The organism is Microbacterium sp. AR7-10 (assembly GCF_001878835.1).
GTDB lineage: Bacteria > Actinomycetota > Actinomycetes > Actinomycetales > Microbacteriaceae > Microbacterium > Microbacterium commune.
The window spans coordinates 60,189-85,602 of the sequence record NZ_MJIR01000035.1; the positions used below are offsets into that span (position 1 = coordinate 60,189).

22 protein-coding genes are annotated in these 25,414 nt (G+C 70.8%); 13 read left to right on the top strand and 9 right to left on the bottom strand.

Features of this window, described 5'->3' with window-relative positions:
* The first annotated feature begins 1 nt into the window (after nt 1).
* The gene (locus tag BFN01_RS03170) at nt 2-1,519 is read left to right on the top strand and encodes a cytosine permease (RefSeq protein ID WP_071641532.1); all 1,518 of its coding nucleotides are present in this window, start codon (nt 2-4) and stop codon (nt 1,517-1,519) included.
* Between the two features lie 46 nt (nt 1,520-1,565).
* The gene (locus BFN01_RS03175) at nt 1,566-2,054 is read left to right on the top strand and encodes a nucleoside deaminase (RefSeq protein ID WP_083428614.1); all 489 of its coding nucleotides are present in this window, start codon (nt 1,566-1,568) and stop codon (nt 2,052-2,054) included.
* Nucleotides 2,055-2,111: 57 nt separating this feature from the next.
* Here the strand turns inward: BFN01_RS03175 and secA are convergent, their stop codons facing one another.
* Nucleotides 2,112-4,862: a preprotein translocase subunit SecA gene (gene secA / locus BFN01_RS03180; protein ID WP_071641483.1), complete on the bottom strand. Its 2,751-nt coding sequence runs from the start codon at nt 4,860-4,862 to the stop codon at nt 2,112-2,114.
* A gap of 216 nt (nt 4,863-5,078) precedes the next feature.
* Here secA and BFN01_RS03185 point away from each other — a divergent pair, with 216 nt between their 5' ends.
* Both BFN01_RS03185 and BFN01_RS03190 read left to right on the top strand, forming a co-directional pair.
* On the top strand, nt 5,079-5,663 hold the full coding sequence (locus BFN01_RS03185; RefSeq protein WP_071641485.1) for a PadR family transcriptional regulator: 585 nt from the start codon (nt 5,079-5,081) through the stop codon (nt 5,661-5,663).
* A 100-nt stretch (nt 5,664-5,763) separates the two neighbouring features.
* On the top strand, nt 5,764-7,092 hold the full coding sequence (locus tag BFN01_RS03190) for a hypothetical protein (RefSeq protein WP_071641487.1): 1,329 nt from the start codon (nt 5,764-5,766) through the stop codon (nt 7,090-7,092).
* Nucleotides 7,093-7,146: 54 nt separating this feature from the next.
* Here BFN01_RS03190 and hpf read toward each other — a convergent pair whose 3' ends face one another.
* The 5 genes from hpf to mtrA form a co-directional block, all read right to left on the bottom strand.
* Entirely contained in the window at nt 7,147-7,803 is a 657-nt protein-coding gene (hpf, locus tag BFN01_RS03195) for a ribosome hibernation-promoting factor, HPF/YfiA family (RefSeq protein ID WP_071641489.1), read from the bottom strand.
* Nucleotides 7,804-7,901: 98 nt separating this feature from the next.
* Nucleotides 7,902-8,549 (bottom strand): ComF family protein, encoded by a 648-nt coding sequence (locus tag BFN01_RS03200; RefSeq protein ID WP_071641491.1) that lies wholly within the window; start codon nt 8,547-8,549, stop codon nt 7,902-7,904.
* A gap of 93 nt (nt 8,550-8,642) precedes the next feature.
* Nucleotides 8,643-10,361: an LpqB family beta-propeller domain-containing protein gene (locus BFN01_RS03205; RefSeq protein ID WP_071641493.1), complete on the bottom strand. Its 1,719-nt coding sequence runs from the start codon at nt 10,359-10,361 to the stop codon at nt 8,643-8,645.
* Nucleotides 10,358-12,106, bottom strand: a complete 1,749-nt coding sequence (mtrB, locus tag BFN01_RS03210; RefSeq protein WP_256221013.1) for an MtrAB system histidine kinase MtrB — start codon at nt 12,104-12,106, stop codon at nt 10,358-10,360. The genes BFN01_RS03205 and mtrB overlap by 4 nt, the downstream gene beginning before the upstream one ends.
* Nucleotides 12,107-12,120: 14 nt before the next feature.
* Nucleotides 12,121-12,801 (bottom strand): MtrAB system response regulator MtrA, encoded by a 681-nt coding sequence (gene mtrA, locus BFN01_RS03215; protein ID WP_071641497.1) that lies wholly within the window; start codon nt 12,799-12,801, stop codon nt 12,121-12,123.
* A 159-nt stretch (nt 12,802-12,960) separates the two neighbouring features.
* Between mtrA and BFN01_RS03220 the strand changes: the two genes are divergently transcribed.
* The 8 genes from BFN01_RS03220 to BFN01_RS03255 all read left to right on the top strand — a co-directional run bounded on the left by BFN01_RS03220 (nt 12,961) and on the right by BFN01_RS03255 (nt 21,440).
* Nucleotides 12,961-14,334, top strand: a complete 1,374-nt coding sequence (locus tag BFN01_RS03220) for a hypothetical protein (RefSeq protein ID WP_071641499.1) — start codon at nt 12,961-12,963, stop codon at nt 14,332-14,334.
* The gene (locus BFN01_RS03225; RefSeq protein ID WP_071641502.1) at nt 14,331-14,993 is read left to right on the top strand and encodes a DUF4129 domain-containing protein; all 663 of its coding nucleotides are present in this window, start codon (nt 14,331-14,333) and stop codon (nt 14,991-14,993) included. The genes BFN01_RS03220 and BFN01_RS03225 overlap by 4 nt, the downstream gene beginning before the upstream one ends.
* Nucleotides 14,990-16,195 carry a DUF4350 domain-containing protein gene (locus BFN01_RS03230; RefSeq protein WP_083428615.1) on the top strand — a complete coding sequence of 402 codons (1,206 nt, stop codon included), beginning with the start codon at nt 14,990-14,992 and terminating at the stop codon, nt 16,193-16,195. Before BFN01_RS03225 ends, BFN01_RS03230 begins: the two co-directional genes overlap by 4 nt.
* A gap of 56 nt (nt 16,196-16,251) precedes the next feature.
* On the top strand, nt 16,252-17,175 hold the full coding sequence (locus tag BFN01_RS03235) for a MoxR family ATPase (RefSeq protein ID WP_083428620.1): 924 nt from the start codon (nt 16,252-16,254) through the stop codon (nt 17,173-17,175).
* A 1-nt stretch (nt 17,176) separates the two neighbouring features.
* Nucleotides 17,177-18,484, top strand: coding sequence for a DUF58 domain-containing protein (locus tag BFN01_RS03240; protein WP_071641504.1), 1,308 nt, complete (start codon nt 17,177-17,179; stop codon nt 18,482-18,484).
* Between the two features lie 53 nt (nt 18,485-18,537).
* Complete coding sequence (locus tag BFN01_RS03245) at nt 18,538-18,975, top strand: Fur family transcriptional regulator (protein WP_071641506.1); 438 nt, start codon at nt 18,538-18,540, stop codon at nt 18,973-18,975.
* Entirely contained in the window at nt 18,968-20,464 is a 1,497-nt protein-coding gene (locus tag BFN01_RS03250; RefSeq protein ID WP_071641508.1) for a catalase, read from the top strand. The genes BFN01_RS03245 and BFN01_RS03250 overlap by 8 nt, the downstream gene beginning before the upstream one ends.
* A gap of 136 nt (nt 20,465-20,600) precedes the next feature.
* On the top strand, nt 20,601-21,440 hold the full coding sequence (locus BFN01_RS03255) for an aquaporin (protein ID WP_071641510.1): 840 nt from the start codon (nt 20,601-20,603) through the stop codon (nt 21,438-21,440).
* On the opposite strand, the gene BFN01_RS03260 is transcribed toward BFN01_RS03255, so the two are convergent.
* Complete coding sequence (locus tag BFN01_RS03260; protein ID WP_071641512.1) at nt 21,427-22,416, bottom strand: stage II sporulation protein M; 990 nt, start codon at nt 22,414-22,416, stop codon at nt 21,427-21,429. The two genes, BFN01_RS03255 and BFN01_RS03260, sit on opposite strands and share 14 nt — an antisense overlap.
* Before the next feature lie 16 nt (nt 22,417-22,432).
* Between BFN01_RS03260 and BFN01_RS03265 the strand changes: the two genes are divergently transcribed.
* Nucleotides 22,433-23,242: an RDD family protein gene (locus BFN01_RS03265; RefSeq protein WP_071641514.1), complete on the top strand. Its 810-nt coding sequence runs from the start codon at nt 22,433-22,435 to the stop codon at nt 23,240-23,242.
* A gap of 58 nt (nt 23,243-23,300) precedes the next feature.
* Here BFN01_RS03265 and BFN01_RS03270 read toward each other — a convergent pair whose 3' ends face one another.
* Nucleotides 23,301-23,513, bottom strand: a complete 213-nt coding sequence (locus tag BFN01_RS03270) for a DUF3499 family protein (protein ID WP_071641540.1) — start codon at nt 23,511-23,513, stop codon at nt 23,301-23,303.
* 539 nt (nt 23,514-24,052) lie between these two features.
* Nucleotides 24,053-25,360, bottom strand: a complete 1,308-nt coding sequence (locus BFN01_RS03280) for a DUF5719 family protein (RefSeq protein ID WP_143187137.1) — start codon at nt 25,358-25,360, stop codon at nt 24,053-24,055.
* Nucleotides 25,361-25,414 lie beyond the last annotated feature (54 nt).

Here is a 25,414-nt window from a genome sequence, read left to right on the forward strand (position 1 = left end):
CATGTCCTCCCCCACCATCGATTCCGCGCTGGTCGATCCCGGTGCCGACCGGATCGCCGCCTACGCGGCGCGCGGCTACGCCGACGACGTCCTGCCGATCCGTCCGAAGGATCGCTCCTGGAAGACCCCGCAGTTCATCACCGTCTGGATGGGGCCGATCCACAACATCCTGTCGTACTTCACGGTGATGACCTTCTTCGCCCTCGGGCTCAACGCGTGGCAGGTGGTCGCGGCGATCATGACCGCCGCAGTCATCGTCTCGATCGGGTACGTCCTCAACGGACAGGCCGCGGCGAAGTACGGGGTGCCCTTCGCGATGCAGCTGCGTGAGGCCTTCGGCCACAAGGGCGCACTGATCCCCACCTGGGTGCGCGGCATCATCGCCGGATTCATGTTCTTCGGCATCACCAGCGTCTCCTCCGCGCAGGCCTTCGACGTGGTCTTCGAGACCATCTGGCCCGGCTTCTCGCAGATCGGCGGCGGCGCCGACATCCTGGGGCTGCCCATCCCGACGGCGATCTCGTACGTGGTCACCTGGATCATCACCGTCGGGCTGTTCCTGGGCGGGCAGGCCTTCCTCGGCAGGTTCAGCAACTGGGCCAACCCGGCCGTGTACATCCTCGTGGTCATCGCCGTCGTCCTCGCGATCGTCAACGCCGGTGGCCTCGGCGCGGTGTTCTCCACTCGTGTGGTCGACGCCCCCGTCACCCCGCTCATCTTCATCACCTGCGTGTCGATCCTGGTGTCGAACTGGGCGGGTCCCATCGTCAACACCGGCGACTACACCCGCAACGCCACCTCGATGAAGGCACCGGCGATCGGATTCCCGATCGGAGTGATCGGGTCGTATCTGCTGTTCGCCCTGGTCACGGTCTCGTTCGTCGCGGCGCTGCAGGTCGTCTCCGGCGGCGACGTCGACATCAACCGCCCCGGAGTCTTCATCCAGGCCATCAACGAGGGCGTCGGCAATCCGTTCGTGGTGGTGCTGCTGATCCTCGCGATGAACGTCGGCGCCATCGCGTTCGTGGTGTTCGGCAACATGCTCCCGGCCGGGCTGCAGCTGACCGCACAGCTGCCGAAGGTGTTCACGCTGCGTCGCGGCGCGATCCTGGCCGCGGTCATCGGCACGCTGATCGTGCCGTGGAAGTTCGTCGAGAACACCGACGCGCTCTTCCTGTTCTACTCGCTGATCGGGTCGATGTTCGGTCCCATCGTGGGCATCATGCTCGCCTCGCACTTCCTCGAGCGGCGGCGCACCCTCGACATCGAGGGCATCTACGCCGACTACCGCGGCGGAGAGAAGGGCTCGCTGCCCGCCTACAACTGGCGCGCACTCGGCGTGCTCATCGCCAGCTTCGCGATCACCATGGCCGGTCGCCTGCCCGGCATCGCGTCGGTGGAGTTCTTCGTCCAGGCGAACAACCTCGCGTTCTTCTCGGGCCTGATCATCGGCTTCGCCGGGTACACCGCCCTGATGCTCATCGCCCGTCGCGGTGGCGGCCGATCGACCGCCGCCTGAGCGCGGATGAGTCACGACGAAGACAAGACAAGAGAAGGAGACAGAGATGACAGAGCACACCCCCTCCCCCGAGACGCTGGACGCCTACTTCGCGCCCGCCGTGGCCGCGACCCTGGAAGGGCTGCGCGCCGGCACCGGCGGGCCCTTCGGCGCCACCCTGGTCGGTCCGGACGGCGAGATCGTGGTGGCGGTCGGGAACACCGTGATCAAGGACACCGACATCTCCGGCCATGCCGAGATGGTCGCCGTCCGCGAGGCCTGCCGCAAGCTGAACACGCTGGACCTGTCCGGCCACGTCATGTACGCGACGTGCGAGCCCTGCCCGATGTGCGTGGGCGTGATGATGTGGGCGGGGATCACCACCTGCTACTACGCCTCCACGCACGTGGATGCGGGCGAGAACGGCTTCAGCGACGTGCACCTGCGCCGTTACCTCGACGGCAGCGACACCTCGACGCTCGACATGGTCCACCTCGAGTCCGGTCGTGAGGACTGCGCATCGATCTGGACGGAGTTCCGCGCGCTCACCTCCTGATCCGGATGCACGAAGGGCCGGTTCCGTCAGGAACCGGCCCTTGTGCCGTACCGGCTGCTACTTCTTCTTCTTGCTCTGCGCCCGGCGCTGCTCGCGGTTGCCGGCGGGCTGCTCATCGGCATCCACCGACTGGCCGAACGCACCGCGCGCAGAGGCGCGGGCGGTGGCGGCCTTCTGCACCTGACCGCTCTCGTTGCGCACCTCGACGTCGCCGGCGTCGTTCGGCGCCGAGTACTCCAGCTTCTGCACGGGCTGCTCGTCGACCAGACCCTTGGCCTCGACCTCGGTGTGGTCGTCGCCGGCGCGACGCACCTCGACCTCGAGGTTGAAGAGGTAGCCGACCGACTCCTCCTTGATCTGACCCATCATCGCCTGGAACATCGCGTACCCCTCGCGCTGATACTCGATCAGCGGGTCGCGCTGCGCCATGGCGCGCAGTCCGATGCCGTCCTTGAGGTAGTCCATCTCGTAAAGGTGGTCGCGCCAGCGCCGGTCGAGCACCTGCAGCACGACGCGGCGCTCGAGCTCACGCGTCGCGGCCTCTCCGAGCGCCTCCTCGCGCTTCTCGTACGCGATCCGCGCGTCGGAGAGCAGCTCGCGCTTGAGACCCTCGGCGGTGATGGCGCCCTTGCGGTCTCCGGCCTCGGCCACGACCTCGTCGATCGTCACGTCCATCGGGTAGAGCGTCTTGAGCTCGGCCCACAGCGCGTCGAAGTCCCAGCTCTCGGTGTGGCCGGTGCTCGTGTGGTCGTCGACGATGCCGCCGATCGCGTCCTCGATGAAGTGCTGCACGCGGTCGGCGATGTCGTCGCCGTGCAGGATCTGACGACGGTCGGCGTAGATCGCCTCGCGCTGACGGTTCAGCACGTCGTCGTACTTGAGCACGTTCTTGCGCATCTCGGCGTTGCGCGCCTCGACCTGCGACTGGGCGCTGCGGATGGCGCGGCTGACCAGCCCCGACTCGATGGGCACGTCGTCGGGGAAGTTCGTGCGCGCCAGGATCGCTTCGGCGGCGCCCGACTGGAACAGACGCATCAGGTCGTCGGTGAGGCTGAGGTAGAAGCGGCTCTCGCCGGGGTCTCCCTGACGGCCCGAGCGCCCGCGCAGCTGATTGTCGATGCGCCGCGACTCGTGGCGCTCGGTGCCGAGCACGTAGAGGCCGCCCGCCTCGGCGACCTTGACGCCGTCTTCTGCGACCTGCTTCTTCATCGCCTCGTAGGTGTCGTCCCACGCGGCTTCGTACTCCTCGGGCGTCTCCTCCGGGTCGAGACCCTTGGCCTTGAGCTCCTGCACGGCGAGGAACTCGGCGTTTCCTCCGAGCATGATGTCGGTGCCTCGACCGGCCATGTTCGTGGCGACGGTCACCGCCCCGAGCTTCCCGGCGAGCGCGACGATCTCCGCCTCGCGTGCGTGGTTCTTCGCGTTGAGCACCTCGTGCTTGACGCCCATCTTCGCGAGCAGCCGCGACAGGTACTCGCTCTTCTCGACGCTCACCGTGCCGACGAGCACCGGCTGACCGGCCTTGTGGCGCTCGGCGATGTCCTCGACGACCTGCGCGAACTTCGCCTGCTCGTTCTTGTACACGAGGTCCGGCTGGTCCTTGCGGATCATCGGGCGGTTGGTCGGGATGGGGACGACGCCGAGCTTGTAGGTCGACATGAACTCGGCCGCCTCGGTCTCGGCGGTTCCGGTCATGCCGGCGAGCTTCCCGTACAGCCGGAAGTAGTTCTGCAGCGTGACGGTGGCCAGCGTCTGGTTCTCCGCCTTGACGGGGACGCCCTCCTTGGCCTCGATGGCCTGGTGGATGCCCTCGTTGTAGCGTCGCCCGACGAGGATGCGGCCGGTGTGCTCGTCGACGATCATGACCTCGTCGTTCATCACGACGTAGTCGGTGTCGCGCTTGAACAGCGCGATGGCCTTGATCGAGTTGTTCAGGAACGAGATCAGCGGGGTGTTGGCCGACTCGTAGAGGTTGTCGATGCCGAGGTAGTCCTCGACCTTCTCGATGCCGGGCTCGAGGACGCCGATGGTGCGCTTCTTCTCGTCGACCTCGTAGTCGACGCCCACCTCGAGCGTGCGCGCGATCTTCGCGAACTCGGTGAACCAGCGGTTCGCCTCGCCGGAGGAGGGGCCGGAGATGATCAGGGGTGTGCGTGCCTCGTCGATGAGGATCGAGTCGACCTCGTCGACGATCGCGAAGAAGTGCTCGCGCTGGACGAGGTCCTCCTTGCGCCACGCCATGTTGTCGCGCAGGTAGTCGAAGCCGAACTCGTTGTTCGTGCCGTAGGTGATGTCGGCCGCGTACTGCTGGCGGCGCACCTCCGGGGTCTGGCCCGAGACGATGGTTCCCGTGGTCATGCCCAGGGCGCGGTGCACGCGCCCCATCAGCTCGGACTGGTACGAGGCGAGGAAGTCGTTCACCGTGATGACGTGCACCCCCTTGCCGGCGATGGCGTTGAGGTACGAGGGGAAGGCGGCGACGAGCGTCTTTCCCTCACCGGTCTTCATCTCGGCGATGTTGCCGAAGTGCAGCGCGGCACCGCCCATGATCTGCACGTCGTACGCGCGCATCCCCAGGGTGCGGCGGGCGGCCTCGCGCACGGCGGCGAACGCCTCCGGCATCAGCTGGTCGAGGGTCTCCCCCTTGTCGAATCGCGCGCGCAGCTCGGCTGTCTCGTTCCGCAGCTCGTCGTCGCTGAGCTTCTCGAAGTCGTCTTCGAGCGCGTTCACGGCCTTCGCGATCTGCTTGAGCCGACGGAGGATGCGTCCCTCGCCCGCGCGCAGCAGCTTCTCGAGAGGATTCGCCACGGATGTCTCCCTTGGATATACGTCCCGGAGCAAAGGTCTGCACCGGACATGCTTTGCCATGTTACCGGCGCGTGACCTGCGCACGCTGTGCACCCGCGGGTCGGCGCACGCTCACGGCGAACGGACACGCCGCGCGAGCTCCCGCCGGGACTCGATGTTTCCGGATATGCATATACCGAGAAACGCAATACCGGCGTGGCCGGTCGAGGAGTCGCCATGTCCGTCCGCCAGAGCCTGCTCGCCATCCTCGATCAAGGACCGTGCTACGGCTATCAGCTGCGCTCCGAGTTCGACCGGCGCACGGGTTCCACCTGGCCGCTGAACGTGGGCCAGATCTACAACACCCTCGAGCGACTCGAGCGCGACGGGCTCGTCGCCAGGGGCGCAGTCGATGAGCACGGTCACGTCTACTGGGAGATCACGCCCGCGGGGCGGGCGGAGGTGCGCACCTGGCTGGATCGCCCGGTCGAGCGCGGGCGCGGCACGCGCGACGAGCTCGCGGTCAAGCTGGCCGTGGCGGTCACGCTGCCCGGCGTCGACGTCGCGCGCGTCATCCGGCACCAGCGCACGGCGTCGCTCGCCCGGCTGACGCGGCTGAACGACGCCAGGCAGAGCGCCGACGGCCCCGAGCAGCTCGCGCGCTCCCTGGTGGCCGACTCGGTGATCTTCGCCGCCGAGGCCGAGCTGCGCTGGCTCGATCACATCGAGCAGCGTCTCAGCGAGCATCCGCAGCACGCGCTGCAGCTGGAGCTGTCGACCGAGCGCCCCAAGCGCGGGCGTCCGGCGAAGGCGCTCGCCTGAGCCTGCGCCCGCGGCATCCGTCCCCCGGAGAGGGCGGTGTTCGCGAACGGCGCATCGGATGCACAGCGCGCGCATCGTCCGGCGACCGTAGGATCGTGACATGGCCGGATTCTGGGGCAGACGCAGACGTGAAGATGAGGCGCTCGCAGCGCAGGACGCGGATCTCGCACGCCGCGCCGAGCAGTCGCTGGTCGCGGCGGACGAGCGCATTCGCACCACGTCCGATGAGCTCGCCTTCGCCCAGGCAGAGCTCGGCGAGTCGCTGACAGCCGACCTCGGCAATGCGCTCACCTCGGTGCGCACGCACCTGCGCGAGGCGTTCCAGCTGCACCAGCTGAACCACGACGAGATCCCCGACACGGTCGAAGAGCTGCGCACCCGCAACGCCCGCATCGTCCAGCTGTGCGAGTGGGCGGAGAACCTCCTCGACGAGAAGACCGGCGAGCTCGCCGAGACGGTCGCGAAGGTGCGCCGTGCCCCCGAGATCATCGCGCAGGTGCGGCGGGATGCCGAGACCCTCGCGTCGAGGATCCCCCAGGCGCGCGCGACGATCGAGCGTCTCTCGTCGCGCTACGCGGAGACCGCGATGCGCCGCATCGCCTCCTCCGGCGACGAGGCGGAGCAGCTGCTCGCCTTCGCCACGCACGGCGCGGACGTCTCTGAGCGCCGTCGCGCGGCACGACAGAACGAGGAGGCGAACCTCGCACTCGAGACCGCCACGGAGGCGGTGCGCCGCGCCGGCGCTCTGCTGGATGCCGTCGAGGATTTCGAGATCCAGGCGCTGCGCGCCGAGTCCACCCTCGCGGACGTGGTGGCCGACTCCCGCGGCGACATCGCCGCCGCCCGCAACGCACCGCAGACGCCGGAGGTCGCGAAGGCCACCGGCGAGCTCGAGACGGCGCTGCTCGCGCTCGCCCCGGCCGGCACGCGCAACGATCCGTTCGCGGAGCTCACGCAGCTGCGCGCAGCCAACACCGCCCTCGACGAGGCGATCGCCAAGGCGCAGTACCGCGCTCAGAACCCGCTCCCCTCGCTCGATCACGTGCAGCACGCTCTCGACGATGCCGACCGTCAGCTGGGTGTCGCGCGCGGGCTCATCGCCGGGCACCGCGGGTGGATCGGCGCCGACGCGCGAACGCGACTGGCCGAGGCCGAGCGGCTGCGGATGGATGTCCCCGCGATGCTCCCCGCCGAGGACACCCGCGAGCAGGCCCTGGCGGCCGCCCGGCGCGTGGCGCTGCTGGCATCCGAGGCTCTGCAGCTCGCTCAGCGCGACATCGACTCGTCCCGCCCGCAGAACCAGGGCTGGGGCGGCGACGGCTGGAACGGCGGCGGAGGCCGCCGCAGCGGGATGGGCGGGGGCGACATCATGGGCGGCGTCCTCGGCGGCCTGGTGATCGGCAGCCTCCTGGACGGCATCTTCGACTGAGGCCGGCACCGCAGACACGAGGCGCCTTCCCGTGGGAAGGCGCCTCGTGCGGTCTCAGGAGGCGATCGCCTCTTCGGGCGGGGCCGCCGTGGTCAGCGAGATGACGCCGTAGTCCCAGCCCTTGCGGCGGTAGACGACGCTCGGGTGGTCGGTGCGCGCGTCGACGAACAGGAAGAAGTCGTGCCCGACCAGCTCCATGCGGTCGACGGCCTCCTCGACGGTCATCCACTCGGCGTCGAAGCTCTTCGTGCGGATGACGACGGGCGAGTACTCCTCTTCCTCGTCCGCCTGCACCGGGATCGCTCCGGTCGCCACGGCGCGCAGCACGTCGACCGAAGCCGGCTGCACGTCGATTCCGGCGAGGGAGCCGCTCTCCTTCTCGAAGTGAGCACCGCGGGGGTGGTTGCGGCCGTCGATGCGCCTCTCCTTGGCGCGACGCAGCTGCTCGGCGAGCTTGTCGAGCGCCATGTCGAACGCCGCGAACTTGTCGGGGTCGACGGCCTCCGCCCTGATCACCGGCCCTTTGCTGAGCAGGGTGAGCTCGACCGTCTCATCGGGTATCCGCCCGTTGCGATAGGCACGATGGGTGACCTTGATCTCGAGTCGCTGCGCTCGCGGGGCGAGCGTCTGGATACGGGCTGTCTTCTCTTCGACAACGGTGCGGAATCGGTCGGAGATGCTCACTCCGACGCCGACGATGCTCGTTTCCATCACTGTCTCCTTGTCCCGGTCCGCCCGGCCAAGGGCGGACCGCGGTCGCCTTGTGTCCACCTACGCTAGTCGTCGTGCACCCCCATGTCACTATCCGTTCACGATGAGATCGCCGTGTCGCGCAGGCGCGGCGTCGCGGCGAGCGCGATCGCGCACACCGGGGTGAACCCGGCGGCGCGCAGCGCCCGTGCCGCCTCGTCGAGCGTCGCGCCCGTCGTCACCACGTCATCGACGATGACGACCCGCCCGTGCCCGCGCCGAGCGGCGCGCATGCTCGCCGCGACGTTGCGAGCGCGTGCCTCGCGATCGAGCCCGCGCTGGTCTCCCGTGCGCCGTGCGGACACCAGCAGCCGGTGCGCCGTGGCACCGGCGCGCCGCACCAGCAGCTCGGGCACCCGGTAGCCCCGCCGCCGGAACGCGGCACGACTCGTCGGCACCGGCACGATGAGCGCACCGGCCGCCCTGGTGCGCAGGATGCCGGCCAGCGAGGCTGCCAGCGGGCGGGCGAGCATGGTGGCGCCGTCCTCCTTCAGGCGTCTGATCGCGCGCGCGGGCACGCCCTCGTATCGCAGGGCGGCGTGCACGGGCATGCCGGTCGGGGTGCGCACCTCGTGCGGCTCGGCACGCAGCAGCATCCGGCACGCATCGCACAGGAGCGTGCCGGGACGCTCGCATCCGGGGCAGGTCGCGGCGAGCAGCAGCGCGAGCGCGTCGCCGCCGATCCGGCGCCAGGGATCCGCATCCATGACTCGACTGTGTCGGATCGGTCGCCGGCCCGATCCCGCGCTGCGCGCGTATCGGGGAGAGCCCGGCCGCACGGGCATCCGGTGCAGGACGAGTCAGTAGCCCGCTCTGGTGCCGAGCACCCGCACGTCTGAGATGGCCTCCTGCCAGAACGAGCCGCGCTGCGCGTACACCGACTGGTCGGTCGACAGCACGCGCACCCCCGTGACCGTCTTCGCGCCCGCCAGGGCTGTCGCCCCAGCCGGCGCCGACGACACGGCCGAGGGCCCGCCGATCATGTGCGTGGTCAGCGTCGGGTCGGGGGTGGCGCTGAGCACCGCCACCGCGTCGGCGCCGACCCACGACAGCCCCTGCACCGCGCCCGAGAGCTGCGCCACCTCGTAGTAGGGCGTGCCGAGGCTGATCGGACGCTGCTCCTCATCGCGGATCACCGATGCGACGACCAGCCGGCGCTCACCGCCGGAGGTGACGACCGCCGCGACCCGCGCGCCGTCTGCCGAGACGCGCAGCTGGCTGATGGCGTCCGCCGACGGCCAGGCATCGGACACCGTCGACGGATCCGCCTGCGCGGTCGAGACCTGCACCGCGGCAGGGTTCGATGCCGGCGCCGTCCAGATCAGGCCGAACGGATCCAGCGACGGCGCGACCAGCCCGCCGCGACCGTCGACCTGGTTCGTGTGACCCTCGCTGACCGCGAACACGCGCCCGTCGCGCAGCTGCACCGCGGCGAGCTGCGCGTCGGCCGAGACGTCGACGGCGGCGATCGGGTCGGCGATCTTCGCGATCTGCGCCGTGAGGCCGCTGACCGGGGCGATCTCGCCGCCGGAGGTGGCGATGCCGAACATCTCGTCGCCGAGCACCAGCACGCCGGGGTCGATGATCGGGTCCTCGACGGTGATGCGGTCCGCGTCGAGCGGCACTCCGTCGACCAGCAGACGCACCTCGGTCACCCCTGCCCCCTCGAGACTCGCCTCGAGCTGGGTGCGCATCCGGGCCAGGTCGGTGGGCGACGCGGAGAGCGCGGCGCGGTTCAGCGGCACCGAGGCCACCTGGGACGTGTCGACCGTGACCGCGTCGCCGACCATCTCGACGTCGGACGAGAACGGCCGCACAGCCGGGGCGAGCCATTCGCTCGGCTTGCCGGAGATCAGCGCTCGCACCACTGTCGTCGCCATGGCCGCCCGTCGCGGGAACCAGCGCACGTCGGGCACGAGGTGGCTCCAGGTGGGGTCGAAGTACTGCAGCGAGAACTTCTCGTACACCTGCCCGAACGTGTCGATGTCGAGGGTGATGCCGTCGAGGGCCTCGGAGATCCGCCACTCGCCGCCCTCCTCCCGCACGAGCCGGTAGGTGGCGGTCGCCGTGCCGGTGTCGGCGGTGTAGGCGCCGGTGCCGTCGACGCTCGCGACCTGCGCGAGTGAGACGCTGACCTCCGCCGACGTCGCATCCTCGTCATCCGGCTCGACCGTCGAGTCGTAGTCGCGGTTCTCGACCGACCTGTCGATCGTGACGCCGGCGTCGGGCTTCCAGGCGCTCTGGAAGTCGTCGGTGAGGAACTTCCGCGCGATGCCCCACGAATCCGCCGGTGACATGGATGCGTCGAGGAAGCCCTCGACGATGCGTGCCGGCCCCGCCCCCGGCTCCGGCCCCTCGGCGATGAACGAGAACGGAGGCTCCTCGATCTCCTCCCCCACAGCGAGTCCGGCGTTGGGCGGGCCCGTCGTGGGCAGACCGGTGCAGCCGGCCAGCAGGAGGGCGGTGGCAAGGGCGGTGGCGATCGCCGACAGGAGACGGATGCCGGTGCGCGAGCTCATGATGGCTGCCGTCCCTTCTCCGCCGGGTCGCCGGCATCGCGGCGCCGATCGTCTCCGGCATCCGCTCCCCGGCTGCTGCCGTCAGGGATGTCCCGCACACCGCGCAGCGTGATCGGCTCGGTGACGTCGACGAGGTCGACGACGACCTCCGTCGGCTCCAGCGGCACCGGCCCGCGGCCGACCTCGACGTCCGGGCCTCGGGGAATCGTCAGCACGAAGTTCGTGCCCGCCCCGAGCTCCGACCACACCTCCAGCGTGCCGCGGTGCAGTCTGGCGTCGCCGAGCGCGATCGACAGTCCCAGCCCCGTCCCGCCGATCGTGCGCTTGCGCGACGGATCGGCCCGCCAGAACCTGTCGAACACGTGCTCGGCGTCCTCCGGGCGCATCCCGAGTCCGAAATCCCGCACGCCGATCGCCACGGCGCGCTGGTCGCTGTCGACGGTGATCACGATGGGCTCGCCTTCGCCGTGCTCGATCGCGTTGCCGATGAGGTTGCGCAGCACCCGGCGCACGCGGCGCGGATCCATGTCGACCGGCGAATAGCCGCCAGGCGCCACCAGCCGCAGCTCAGTCCCGTGTGTCGCGGCGAGCGGCCGCATCTCGTCGACCATCTCCTCCGCGAGCTGGGCGAGACTGGTCGCCTCGACCTCGAGCTGCACGGATCCGGCGTCGTACCGGCTGATCTCGAGCAGGTCAGCCAGCAGCGTCTCGAAGCGCTGCACCTGCGTGTGCAGCAGCTCTGCGGTGCGGGCGGTGACCGGGTCGAACTCGTCTCTGGTGTCGTTGATCATCTCGGCGGCCAGGCGGATCGTCGTCAGCGGCGTGCGCAGCTCGTGCGAGACGTCCGACACGAAGCGCTGCTGCACGAGCGAGAGCTCGGCGAGCTCCTTGATCTGACTCTGAATGCTGTCGGCCATGGCGTTGAACGAGCGTCCGAGGCTGGCGAGCTCGTCCTCGCCGTACACCGGCAGGCGCACCTCGAGGTCGCCCGCGGCGAGACGCTCACTGGTCTCGGCCGCCTCGATGATCGGCGCGGACACCGAGCGCAGCACCAGCCACAGGATGCCGGTGATGAGCGCGACGAGCGTGATCCCGGCGAACCAGAGCGTGCGCTGCACGAAGAGCAGGGTCTCGTCGGCGTCGACCAGGTCGTAGGCGATGTAGACCTCGTAGGTGCCGACCCCGCGGAACTCGAGCAGCTGGCCGACGACGATCCCCGCGGCGACGGTGCCGTCAGGCTGCGGCAGGGCGATCGACTGCCACGCCTGGCGCGTCGTCACCTGCTGCACGCGCGTGCGCAGCTCGTCGCTCAGCGCCATCTGCCCCGATGAGTACTCCAGACTGCGGAAGCCGGTCGGCGTGTAGCCGTCGCCCTGGGCCGAGGAGATGAAGCCCACGATGCGGCTCGACGAGGCCGTGCGGCCCAGCACACGCTGCGCCTCGCCCCACACCGCGGCGATGGTGGCGCGGTCGTCGCCGGTCTGCCCCGAGTCGAGCTGCTTCTGCGCGGCGGACACCGCTGCTCTGGCGTTGTGCAGCGCCTCGTCCTTGCGCGACTCGAAGAGGTCGCCGCGGATCACCAGAGCGATCACCACGCAGATGATGAAGATCGCGAGCGACGTGAGCAGCAGCGTGGTCGCCGTCGCACGGAAGCGCATCGAGGTGCGCCACAGCGCCGACACGACCTCCGGCCACCGGCGAGGCCCGCCCCAGAGCGCGGCGGTGACGCGCGTCGGAGGGTTCACGGCCACGATCGGACCTAGCCGACGCTGCCGGCGCGGTAGCCCACGCCGCGAACCGTCGTGACGATGCGGGGGTTGTCGGGGTCGAGCTCGACCTTCGCACGCAGCCGCTGCACGTGCACGTTCACGAGGCGCGTGTCGGCCTTGTAGTGGTAGCCCCACACCTGCTCGAGCAGCATCTCGCGGGAGAAGACCTGCTGCGGCTTGGATGCCAGGGCGACCAGAAGCTGGAACTCGAGCGGCGTCAGCGCGATGGGTGCCGTTCCCCGGCGCACCTCGTGCGCGTCGACGTCGATCGTCAGGTCGCCGACCCGCAGAACCTCGGTCTCGGTCTGGGGCGCGGGCCGCAGCCGGGTGCGGATGCGCGCCACCAGCTCCTTCGGGTTGAACGGCTTGACGATGTAGTCGTCGGCGCCGACCTCGAGACCGCGCACGACGTCCGCCGTGTCGCTGCGGGCGGTGAGCATGATGACGGGCACACCGGACTCGGCACGGATGCGGGTGCAGATCTCGATGCCGTCCATCCCCGGCAGCATCAGGTCCAGGAGCACGAGGTCGGGACGGCTCGAGCGCCACTCGTCGACCGCCTGCGCGCCGTCGGCGCAGAACAGCGCCTCGAAGCCCTCGGTGCGCAGCACGATGCCGATCATCTCGGCGAGCGCCGTGTCGTCGTCGACCACGAGGATACGAGAGGTCATGTTCCGCTCAGCCTCAGCTTTCTTCCCTGTGCGGCACCGGCAGCGCCCTGTGAGGCGACTCGGATCAGCCTACTTGAGAATGCTTCGCCCGCGCGGAGGCGGGCGCACGTGCCCACCGGGCGGTGTGCCACGATGGGAGGGCGCAGGGAGGGAGTGCGAATGAGCGGTCAGGTCTGGACCCCCGCACCGAAGAAGAGTGCGATCCCGTTGCATCCGATGACGTTCGGGATGATCCTGGGGCGGTCGTTCAGCGCTCTTCGGCACAACCCCAAGGTGCTGTTCGGATTCGCCGTGGCCGTGCAGTTCGGCATCACCGCGATCGCCGTCGTGGTGATCGTGCTCGTCGCCGGCTTCTCGGCGGCGCGGATCGCGAGCGTGCCGGCCGGCTCGCCGGACCAGGGTCCGATCATCGCCGGCACCGTCGCGCTGGGCATCGTGGTGGGCGTCGTGCTGACGCTGGCGAGTGTCGCCTTCACCTCGATCGTGCAGGGTCTCGTCGCCGCCGATGTGTCCTTCGCCGCGCTCGGCCGGAAGGCCCCGCTGCGCTCCCTGTGGTCGCGGGTGCGCCCGGCGTTCTGGCGTCTGTTCGGCTACGCCCTGCTGCAGGGTCTCGCCGTGCTGCTCTGGATGCTCGCCGTCGGCGGCGCCGCCGTCGCGATCATGGCCGGCAGCGACTTCTCGAACAGCTCGATCGGTCTCGCGGTCGGGCTCATCGTGCTGCTCGTGCTCGCCAGCATCCCGCTCGTCGTGTGGCTGAGCACGAAGCTGCTGGTGGTGCCCGCTGCGCTGGTGCTCGAGAAGGCGACGCTCGGCGCGGCGCTCGTGCGCTCCTGGCGGCTCATCCGGGGCCGGTTCTGGCCCGCGCTCGGAGTGATGTTCCTGATCAGCGCGATCATGGGGCTGGCCGCGCAGGTGGTGAGCGTGCCGGGGTCGATCCTCTCGGGCGTGCTCGGAGGCGTGATGGCGCCGTCCGGGTCGCCGGATGAGAGCGAGGTGATCGGCTTCCTGGCGCTGACGATCCTCCCGCAGATCCTCGTCCTCGCCGTGCAGGCGATCACGCTCGTCGTGCAGGGCACCGGCGCGACTCTCATCTACCTCGACAGCCGCATGCGGTACGAGGGTCTCGACCAGACGCTCATCGCCTTCGTCGAGCGCAGCGCGCACGGTGCGCCCGACACCGAGCTCGGCGACCCGTACGCGGTCGATCCGGCACGCGCGGTGTCGAAGACTCCCCCGCCCAGGCGGCCGGTCGCCGGATACGCGGGGCAGCCGTACCCACCGCAGGCATACCCCGGACAGCAGTACGCCGGACAGCCGTACCCACCGCAGGCATACCCCGGGCAGCCCTATCAGGCACCGCCGCAGGCGTATCCGGCACCGCCGCAGGCCCCTCAGGCGCTGCCGCCCTACGCCGCTCAGCCGCAGCCGACGTCGCCCTCCGCCGCGGCGGGGGCACCCGCACCGCCCGCGGCGGCCGCCCCGACCGCCACACCGCCCTCGGATGACTGGGCAGCGCCGGGCGGAGCCGGATGATCGCACTGCTCACCGCCGCAGACGTGTTCGTCCCCGACGGTGACGAGGCGCGCCGGCGTGCGCAGGAGGAGCTGTCCAAGGCGGAGTACCAGGCGGCGAAGCCCAACTGGTTCGACCAGCTCGCCGCCGACGTGGCCGAGTGGTTCTTCGGCCTGTTCGGCGGCGACGGCACAGGCGCCGTCGCACCCCTGGCGCTCACGCTGATCACGATCGTCGTGGTCGCCGCGGTGGTCGTCGCCCTCCTCGTGTGGGGCCGACCCCGCGCGTCACGGACGGTGCGCGGCGGCACGGATCTGCTCGGGGAGAAGAACGATCGCTCCGCCACCCAGCTGCGCGCCGATGCCGAGCGCCGAGCGCGCGACGGCGACTGGAACGACGCTGTGGTGCTGCGCTTCCGGGCGCTCGCCAGGGGGCTGCTCGAGCGAGATCTGATCGATCCGGCTCCCGGCGCCACAGCACAGGGCATCGCGCGCGAGGCGGCGCCCGCTCTCCCCCAGCTCACCGAGTCGCTGCATGAGGCCGCCACCCTCTTCGATCGGGTGCGCTACCTGGGCACGACTGCGAGCGAGACCGACTACCGCGAGCTCGCCGCAGCCGACGAGCACATCCAGGCGACCGCCCCGCGGCTCGGCGCCGACACGCAGGCGGTGCACGCATGAGCCTCGCCGTCTCGGCACCCGGCGTCCCCGACAGCACCGCCGCTGCGCGACCCCAGGGCCGCCGCGGCAACGTGCGGGGATGGGTGCTCGTCGTCGCCCTGCTGATCGGCATCGCACTGCTCTCGCTGCGCCTGGTCACCACGGCACCCTCGCTCGAGGGCGTCCTCAACCCGGAGTCGCCGGCGCCCGGCGGTGCGAAGGCCGTGGCCGAACTGGTGCGACAGCAGGGCACCGAGGTCGAGGTGGTGCGCAGCCGCACCGCTGCCGGCGCCGCGCTCGATCCCGGCAGCACGCTGGTGCTGACCGACCCGGTGGCGCTCACCGACGACGCGGTGCTCGATCTGCTCGACGAGGCCGACCGCGTCGTGCTGCTCGGCACGAGCGCCCGCATGCTCGAGCTCCTCGATCTCGGCACCGGAGCAGCCAGCACCGGTGCCGGCGGCCTCGATGCGGTCGAGGCGAGCTGCGATCGACCCGAGTTCGCCGACACGGGCGGTGTCCAGGCCGAGCGGATGTTCGAGCCGGCCGACGACGTCGACGGCTGCTTCCGCGACGCGGACGGCGCAGCCGCCCTGCTCGTCGCCGAACGCGAGGGAGCACGGATCTCGTTCATCGAGGCGACCCGCATGCTCTCCAACCGCCATCTCGCCGAAGACGGCAACGCCGCGCTCGGGCTCGCCCTGCTCGCACAGACCGATCACGTGGTCTGGTACGTCGGGTCGCTCGAGGACGGCGACCGTGCGGCAGACACTCCCGCGACCCTCGGCGAGCTGACCCCCGCCTGGCTCACACCCGCCATCCTGCTGCTGCTCCTCGCCGGAATCGCCGCGATCTGGTGGCGCGGAGGACGATTCGGCCCGCTGGTCGCCGAGTCGCTGCCCGTGACGGTCCGGGCATCCGAGACCATGCACGGCCGCGCGCGCCTCACGGCGAAGGCGGCGGACGCTCCGCATGCCGCCGCCGCGATCCGAGCGGGCACGAGGGCCAGGCTCGCGACGCGTCTCGCCCTCAGCCCGCGGGCGACGGCCGAGGAGGTCGCGGATGCGGCATCCGACCGCCTCGGCGTGCCGCGCGGATCCCTGCACGACCTGCTCGGCGGCCCCGCGCCGGCCGACGATCGCGAGCTCGTCGAGCTCGCCAGACGACTCGCCGAACTCGAGACGGCGGTCTGGGCCGCCCAAACCGAAAGGAATCGCCCGTGAGCGACGAGAGCATCACCCCCACCGCGGCACTGGACGACGACGCGCTTCGTCAGGCGATGCACCGCGTCCGCACCGAGGTCGACAAGGCCGTGGTCGGGCAGGCCGGCACGGTCACCGGTCTGCTCGTGGCGCTGCTGGCGCGCGGTCACGTGCTGCTGGAGGGTGTGCCCGGGGTCGCGAAGACCCTCGTGGTGCGCAGCTTCGCCCGCGCGGTCGGACTCGACACCAAGCGGGTGCAGTTCACCCCCGACCTCATGCCCGGTGATGTCACGGGCTCGCTCGTGTACGACGCCCGCACCGGCGAGTTCGAGTTCCGTGCCGGACCGGTGTTCACGAACATCCTGCTCGCCGACGAGATCAACCGCACCCCGCCGAAGACGCAGGCCGCGCTGCTCGAGGCGATGGAGGAGCGACAGGTGTCGGCTGACGGGCTGAGCCGCCCGCTTCCCGAACCGTTCCTCGTCGCCGCCACGCAGAACCCCGTCGAGCACGAGGGCACGTACACCCTGCCCGAGGCCCAGCTCGACCGGTTCCTGATGAAGCTCGTCGTCGGGATGCCAGAGCGCGACGCCGAGGTCTCGGTGCTGCGGCTGCACGCCGGCGGATTCTCCCCGCGCCTGCTGACGGGCATCGAGGCGGCCGTGACCGCCGACGAGATCCGCGCCGCGCAGGACGCGGCCGCTCGCGTCCAGGTCAACGACGACGTGCTGGGGTACGTCGTCGACCTCGCCCGCGCCACGCGGCAGTCGCCGTCGGTCGAGCTGGGTGCCAGCCCGCGCGCCTCGACCGCGCTGCTCGCGGCAGCCAAAGCGTGGGCCTGGCTGAACGCCTCCACGGCCGTGACCCCCGATCACGTGCAGACCATGCTCATGCCCGTGTGGCGGCACCGACTGCAGCTGCGACCGGATGCCCAGATGGAGGGCGTCTCCGCCGACGCCGTGCTGCAGTCCGTGGTGCAGCAGACCCGGGTGCCGATCTGACATGTTCGTCACCGCTCTTCTCGCCCCGCTGATCGCGCTGGGGGTCGTGCCGACGGCGCTGCTCGGCGCCGCCGGTGCGTCGCCGTGGGCGGTGTTCGGAGGCTGGCTGCTGCTGTGCGGGCTGCTCGTGACCATCGACGTCATGACGGCGGCGAGCCCGCGCTCGCTGATCGTCACCCGGTCGATCCCCGCACGCGCGCGGCTGGGCGAGCCGGTGCAGACAACCGTCGCCGTGCAGAACATCGGCTCCCGCGCGCTCCGCGGGCAGCTGCGCGACGCGTGGCAGCCCACGGCCGGCGCCCCTGAGGAGCGCGCGCAGCTCAGCATCCCCGCGGGTGAGCGGCGCCGGGTCGAGGTGCCGCTGCTGCCGCGTCGCAGAGGCGAGCTGGCCGCCGAGTTCGTCATGGTGCGCTCCCGCGGACCGCTGGGGCTCGCCGGCCGACAGGCCCGACACGACGTGCGGGGGGCGCTGCGGGTGCTGCCGGCGTTCAGCTCGCGCAAGCACCTGCCTTCGCGTCTCGCGCGGCTGCGTGAGCTCGACGGGAACACGTCGATCCAGGTGCGAGGGCAGGGCACCGAGTTCGATTCACTGCGCGAGTACGTGCGCGGGGACGACATCCGCTCGATCGACTGGCGCGCGACCGCACGTGCCGGCACCACCATGCTGCGCACCTGGCGCCCGGAGCGCGACCGTCAGGTCGTCATCCTGATCGACACGGGCCGCACCGCCGCCGCCCGGGTCGGCGACAGCACTCGGCTGGACGCCTCGCTCGAGGCCGCCCTGCTGCTCTCGGCCCTGGCCGCCCGTGCGGGCGATCACATCAACCTGCTCATGTACGACCGGGTGACCCGCGCGCGCGTCAGCGGAGTCGAAGGCGCGGCGCTGCTGCCCGCGCTGACCGATGCGATGGCCCCGGTGCACGCCCGCCTGGTCGACACCGACTGGGCAGGCGCGTTCGCCGCGATCCGCACGCTCACCACCCGACCGTCGCTGATCGTCGTCCTCACCGCGCAGGATGCGGCGGAGACCGCCCGCGGGTTCCTCGGCGCGTTCCCGATCGCGTCGCGCGCGACGACCGTGCTCGTCGGCTCGGTGACCGACGACGCCATCGGCGAGCTCGCCCGCCGCCGCGAGTCCAGGGCGGACGTCTACCTCGCCGCCGCGGCCGAGCAGACGATGGCGGATGCGCAGGTCGTCGCCGACGCCATCCGCCGCGCCGGCGGGGAGGCGATCGCCGCGGATCCGGAGCAGCTGCCGCCGCGCATCGCCGACCGATACCTCGAGCTGAAGGCCGCAGGACGCCTCTGACACGCTGACGCGAATCATTCGCTTTTCTGAGTGATTCAGAATAAGGTGGGGGCATGGCCCTCTCCGACACCGCTGCGCAGCAGCGCCTGCGCGACGCCGGACTGCGCGTCACCGTGCAGCGGACCAGGGTGCTCGAGGCTCTCGCCGAAAGACCGCACGCCTCGGCGGACCTCGTCTTCACCGGCATCCGCGACACGCTTCCCGGCATCGCGCTGGCGACGGTCCACGGCATCCTGAACGATCTCACCGACGCCGCCGTCGTGCAGCGCGTGAACCTGCCCGACGTCGGCAGCGCGCTGTACGAGCTGCCGAGCGACGACAACCACCACCACCTGCAGTGCGTCAGCTGCGGCCGCGTCGAAGACGTCGCCTGCGCGGTCGGCGCCGCCCCCTGCCTGCACCCCTCCCACGACCACGGCATGAGGATTCTCGAAGCCGCGGTCACGTACCGAGCCCTCTGTCATGAATGCGAAAGGAACGGCAATGGCTGACAAGCCCGCAACCACCACACAGACAGGAACGCCCGTCGCGAGCGACGCGCACTCGCTGACCGTCGGCGCCGACGGCGTCACCGCGCTGCACGACCGCTACCTGGTCGAGAAGCTCGCCTCGTTCAACCGCGAGCGCGTGCCCGAGCGCAACCCGCACGCCAAGGGCGGCGGAGCATTCGGCGAGTTCGAGGTCACCGAGGACGTCTCGGCGTACACCCGCGCGGCCGTCTTCCAGCCGGGCGCCAAGAGCGAGACGCTGCTGCGCTTCTCGTCCGTCGCCGGCGAGCAGGGCTCGCCCGACACCTGGCGCGACGTGCGCGGCTTCTCCCTGCGCTTCTACACCACCGAGGGCAACCTCGACATCGTCGGCAACAACACCCCGACCTTCTTCCTGCGCGACGCGATGAAGTTCCCCGACTTCATCCACTCGCAGAAGCGTCTCGGCGCGTCGGGTCTGCGCGACGCCGACATGCAGTGGGACTTCTGGACCCTCTCCCCCGAGTCGGCCCACCAGGTCACCTACGTGATGGGCGACCGCGGCCTGTCGCGCTCGTGGCGTCACCTGAACGGCTACGGCTCGCACACCTACCAGTGGGTCAACGCACAGGGCGAGCGCTTCTGGGTGAAGTACCACTTCCTCTCCCACCAGGGCGTGGAGCGCATGTCGGCCGGCGAGGCCGAGCGCATCGCGGGCGAGGACGCCGACTACTACCGTCGCGACCTCTACGAGGCGATCGAGCGCGGCGACTTCCCCAAGTGGGACGTCTACGTGCAGATCATGCCGTACGAAGAGGCCAAGACCTACCGCTTCAACCCCTTCGACCTCACCAAGACCTGGTCGAAGAAGGACTACCCGCGCATCAAGGTGGGCACGTTCACGCTGAACCGCAACCCGCAGAACTTCTTCGCCGAGATCGAGCAGGCCGCCTTCTCGCCCGGCAACCAGGTTCCCGGCACCGGCATCTCGCCCGACAAGATGCTGATGGCCCGCGTGTTCTCGTACAGCGACGCGCAGCGCTACCGCATCGGCGCGAACTTCAACCAGCTGCCGGTCAACCAGCCGCACGCGGCCCAGGTGCGCAACTACATGCACGAGGGTCAGATGCAGTACCACTACGCGCCCGCCGAGCACCGGGTGTACACCCCGAACTCGTACGGCGCGGCCGGCGGCCCTGAGGCCGACCCGCTGCTCGGTGTCGAGGCGAGCTGGGAGTCGGACGGCGAGCTGGTGCGCTCGGCGGCGACGCTGCGCGAGGACGACGGAGACTTCGTGCAGGCCAGCATCCTGTACCGCGAGGTCTTCGACGACGAGGCGCGCGAGCGCTTCGTGCAGACCCTCGTCGGTCAGTACAACGGACTGACCGTGCCCGCCATCCAGGAGCGCTTCTTCTGGTACTGGGGCCAGGTCGATCAGGACCTCGAGACTCAGCTGCGTGCGCTCGCCGGCGCACCGATCGGCGAGCCCGAGCCGATCGGGATCGGCGAGTAGTCCCAGCCCCGCGAACCCGAGGCCCCTTCATCCCCGCGATGAAGGGGCCTCGGCGTGTGCCGGCCCGGCTCGCATCGCCATGCGGGATCATCGAAGGACGATCCGGCGCGACGCCGGCAGGATGAGGAGAACCGGCATGACCGAACCCCGCACGTCCGACGCAGCGGCGGCCGCCTCGCGCGGCGCCAGACTCACCGCCGAGGGCTTCGGCTCGTTCCTGATCGTGTTCCTCGGCATCGGGGCGTCGCTGTTCACCGCCATGCTGTTCGTCGATCCGGGGGCGGGGTCCGCGGTCAACCTCACGGTCGCCCTGGCGTTCGGCATCGCCCTGCTCGCCGCCTTCAGCTCGTTCTCGGGGATCTCCGGCGGGCACTTCTCCCCCGCTATCACCATCGGCGCCGCCGCTGCCGGCCGCCTGGCGTGGCGCGACGTGCTGCCGTACGTGCTCGCCCAGGTCGTCGGCGCCGTGATCGCGTCGACGGCACTCATCGTCGTGGGCCTGTTCGGACCCGAGCGCTGGCTGGAGCGGGTTCAGGACGCCGGGTTCGCGAGCACCGGATGGGGCACGCTCTCGCCGGGCGGATTCGGGATGCCGGCGGTGATCGTCATCGAGGTGATCCTCACGGTCCTGCTCGTGCTGGTCTTCCTCAGCGTGACGCACCCCGTGCGCCGCAGCGCAGCGGCCGGCGTGGCGATCGGTCTCACCTTCGCCGCTGTCCAGTTCGTCGCCATCCCGGTCGCCGGGGGCGCCGGGAACCCCGCCCGTTCGATCGCGACGGCGATCTACGGCGGGATCGATCCGCTCGCGCAGCTCTGGGTGTTCCTCGTCTTCCCCGCCCTCGCGGCCGCGGCCGTCGGGGTCGCGTACCGTGCGCTGTTCGACGGCACAGTGGACTCCGAGGGTGTGCAGCCCGACGGTGACGAGTCGGACGGTGACGAGTCGGACGGCGGCGAGGTGCCGCTCAGCCGGCCGTGAGCGTCGGCGTGCCCGCCTCGTATTCGACGAGGTCACCGCTCTCGCCTCGGCGTGCCGCGCGCCGCCCGACGACGAGCATGTAGAAGAGGAACGCGCCCAGAGCCACCGCTCCGATCCCGATCTTGACCGGCCACGGCAGATCGGAGCCGGTCACGAAGCCCTCGACGAGGCCCGAGAGGAACAGGGCGAAGACCAGGCCGATCGCGACCGTGGCGAGGGAACGGCCCCCTGCGGCGAGCGACTCGGCCCTGGTGCGTCGGCCCGGGACCACCCACGCCCAGAAGATGTGCAGGCCGGCGGCGGCCGCGACGAAGATCGCGGTCAGCTCGAGCAGCCCGTGCGGCAGGATGTGCAGCACCATCGTGTCGAGGTGCCCGTAGGCCGACATCACCGCCGCCGAGGTTCCGAGCCCGAACGCGTTCTGGATCAGCATCCAGACCGGCCAGACGCCCGTCACCCCGAACAGCACGCACTGCATGGCGATCCAGGCGTTGTTGAGCCACACCATTCCGGCGAACGACGCCATCGGACCGTAGTAGTCGACGAAGTCCTCTTCGGCGTACTGTCTGAGCACGTCGGGCGGCCCGAGCGTCGCGATCAGCGCCGGGTCGGAGGCGATCCATGCTCCGGTGATCGAGACCACGAGCAGGAAGGCGATCGCGATGACCCCGGTGGTCCAGCGGATCCGGTAGAGCGCCGCGGGCAGCTGCAGCGCGAAGAACCGCGCCGCCTGCGCGAGCACGTTGTCACCCGCTCCGGTGAACCTCAGTCGTGCGGCGGCGAGGATCGTCGAGAGATACGCGCCCTGCGGGGAGTCGCCGACCGAGGTCTTCAGCTCGGCGAGATCGGCCGATGCCGCGCGGTAGCGGACGATCAGCTCGTCGACCTCGGCGCCGCTCAGCCGCCGTCTGCGGCTCAGCGCATCGAGCCGTTCCCATTCCGGGCGGCGAGCATCGGCGAGGGCGTCGGCATCCACCTGATTTACTGTACTCATGTCCGCCACGATCACCGATGAACAGGAGATCCTGTCCGGCGAAGCCGTCGCGATCGATGTGCAGCCGGTCGGCTTCGTGCTGCGCGCCGCCGGCGCGCTGATCGACATGGCCATCGGGTTCGCCGTCTTCCTCGCTGTCACCTTCGTGCAGGTGTGGCTGATGACCGAGGGACTGCTGAGCGAGCACACCTTCCGCATTCTGATGATCTGCGCGGCGGTGCTGAGCTTCCTCGTGCTGCCGGTCACCGTCGAGGTCGCGATGCGCGGCCGCAGCGTCGGCAAGCTCGCGGTCGGCGGCCGCATCGTGCGCGTCGACGGCGGGGCGATCACCTTCCGCCACAGCTTCATCCGCGCCCTGGTGGGCGTGCTCGAGGTCTACATGACCTTCGGTGGCGCGGCGGTGATCACCGGGGCGCTCACCGCGCGCTCCCAGCGGCTCGGCGACCTCGTCGCCGGCACCTACTCGCAGCGCGTGCGCACACCCGCTCTGCCCTCGCACCAGCCGCATCTGCCGCCGTCGCTGCAGGGCTGGGCGACCGTGGCCGACGTCGCGCGGATGCCCGACCGGCTCGCCCGTCGCATCTCCCAGTTCCTCGCCAACGCGCAGCGTCTGTCGCCGTCGGCGCGCGCCAGCGTTGCGCACGAGCTCGCCCGCGAGGCACAGTCGTACATCTCGCCGCTGCCCGCGGTGACGCCGGAGGAGCTGCTGCTCGGGATCACGGTGCTGCGCCGGGAGCGGGAGCGACGAGCGCTGGCGCTCGCGGACGAGCGCGCCGAGCGCCTGAGCGGACGACGCATCGGGCTCTGAGGTTCGCCTCGGTCACCCGCGCACGGTCACGCCCGCGCGCACCTCGTCACGGGATGCGTCACGAGCGCATCGCCTCGTGGCGGATCACCAGCCAGCCGGCGGGCACCGAGAGCCGTTCCGCATGCTGCGCGCAGAGATCGTGCGCGTGCGGGTCGCTGCCAGGTCCGAGCGGACCGAGCGCGGCCATCTGATCGGCGTAGTCGAAGGTGACCGTGGCGACCGCCTCGCGCGCGCAGGCGACCTTCGAGCAGAGCCGTTCGTCGACGGCCAGGTGCGCGTCGAGGCGCGGTCCTTCATCGAAGCGCGGTCTCTGGTCGAGGCGGAGTCTGTCGTCCATCGCCTCCACACTATGACCGGGTCGCGTATGAGAGGTGCAGCCGCGCGGCAGCGCATAGACTTTCGGCATGCCCGCCCGCCGCTCCTCCCCCGCGCCNNNACTCGACGGGCGACTCGACCGGTTCGAGATCACGGTCGGCAGCGCTGTCGAGTACCTCCGCGGCACCTGGGAGGAGCTGCGCGACGTCCGCTTCGAGATCGCCGCGATGCCCGCGCACGATCGCGCCGACGGCATCCCGCTCTGGCGCGCGGATCCGGCCGCGCAGCGCGTGACGCTGTACCGGGTTCCCATCGAGCGCCTGCTGCCGAAGGGGCATGACGACGCGGCCCATCGCCGCATGGCCGTCGAGAGCGCGGTGTTCCACGCCGCGGCCGAGTATGTCGGACGCGAGCCGTGGGAGCTCGGTCCGGACGGTCGCGACCACTGAACCACCCAGCGCCCACCCTCTGACGGCACGGGGCGGGCGGCGCGCGTCAGGGGCGCACGACGATCGGCTGCTGCGTCGCCGGCGGCGCCCACAGCGGCCAGCCCGCGATGGCCGCATCGCCGAGCAGGCCGACCGCGGCGTGCACTGCTCCGTCGGAGCTGAGCACGTGCTCGCCGGGCTGCAGCGGGATCTGCTCCGCACCGCCGGCGGGCAGCTCCACGATCCGCTCGTCGATCCCCGCGAGCGTCACCGTGGTGGTGCTCTCCTCGGCGCTGCTCAGGTACAGTGTCGCCGACGCGCCACGGGGAACGGTGAACGGCACGGTGCCGGTCAGCTGCGGGGCGGGCAGCATCCAGGCGAAGTCCTCGCGACCCTGCGCACGTGCGGTCTGGCGGGCGCCGGCCACGACCGGGGCGGTCGCGTCGATCTCGATGTCGTGCGCGCCCGCGCCCATCCCGGTCAGGGAGACCTCGGTGGGCGTGGCCGCGGTGAGCTCGACCACGTACTCGTCGGAGCCCGCGGTGCCGTCGGCGCCGCGGACGCGCACGGTCGCGGTGGCGTCCTCGTCGGGTGCGAGGAGGCGCAGCAGGATGCCGGTGGAGTCGTCGCCGTCGGAGATGGGCTGCGAGTGCGCACCCAGCAGACGAAGGCTCCGCTGCGCGCCGCCGACGCCGTCCTGCACGTCGATGCCGACCGCGTCGAGCGTGCGCACGTGCGCCGACTGGAGCGCCGCGCGAACCGGGGCCCCGGCGGCGACGACCTCGATGACCGGACGGGACTCGGCCCCGGCGACGGATGCCAGGGTGAGCGTGATCTGGGTCTTCGGCGGCACGATCTTGGTCGTCGTCCTCCGCTGGGCGCCGTAGACGTTGAGCTCCACGGTCGAGGCGACGTCGGCGGGGTTCGACAGCAGGATCACATCGGACGATCCCGTCGATCCGTCGCCGCCGACGAGCCACGAGCGCATCCCGGCCTCACGGCAGGGGGCGGCGGCGTATCCGCGCAGATCCTCTTCGTCGAGACTCACCGACTCCGCTGCGGAGATCAGCGGCGCCGTGCGGTCGGCGACCGCAGCCGTGATGCTCTTCGCGCCCTCTCCGCCGAGCACACCGGGCATGGCGAGGTCTGTGGTGCTGGTCTCGTGGTCGCGGTCGTCGACCCGCAGGTCCGGGGCGGCCGCAGAGACGAGCAGATCCGCCTGACTCGAGTCGCGTCCCAGAGCCCGAAAGGCTCCGTTGCAGACGATCGTCGCATCTCCCGGCACCGGCGTCACGGTCGCGGTGGCGGGCTCGTTCTGCACGCTCGGCCAGGGAGCGGCGACGGCCGCCCCGACCCCCAGCTGTCTCTTATACACATCTGACGCTGCCGACGAACTCTAGGGTGTAGCTCTCGGCGGGCGCCGTGTCCT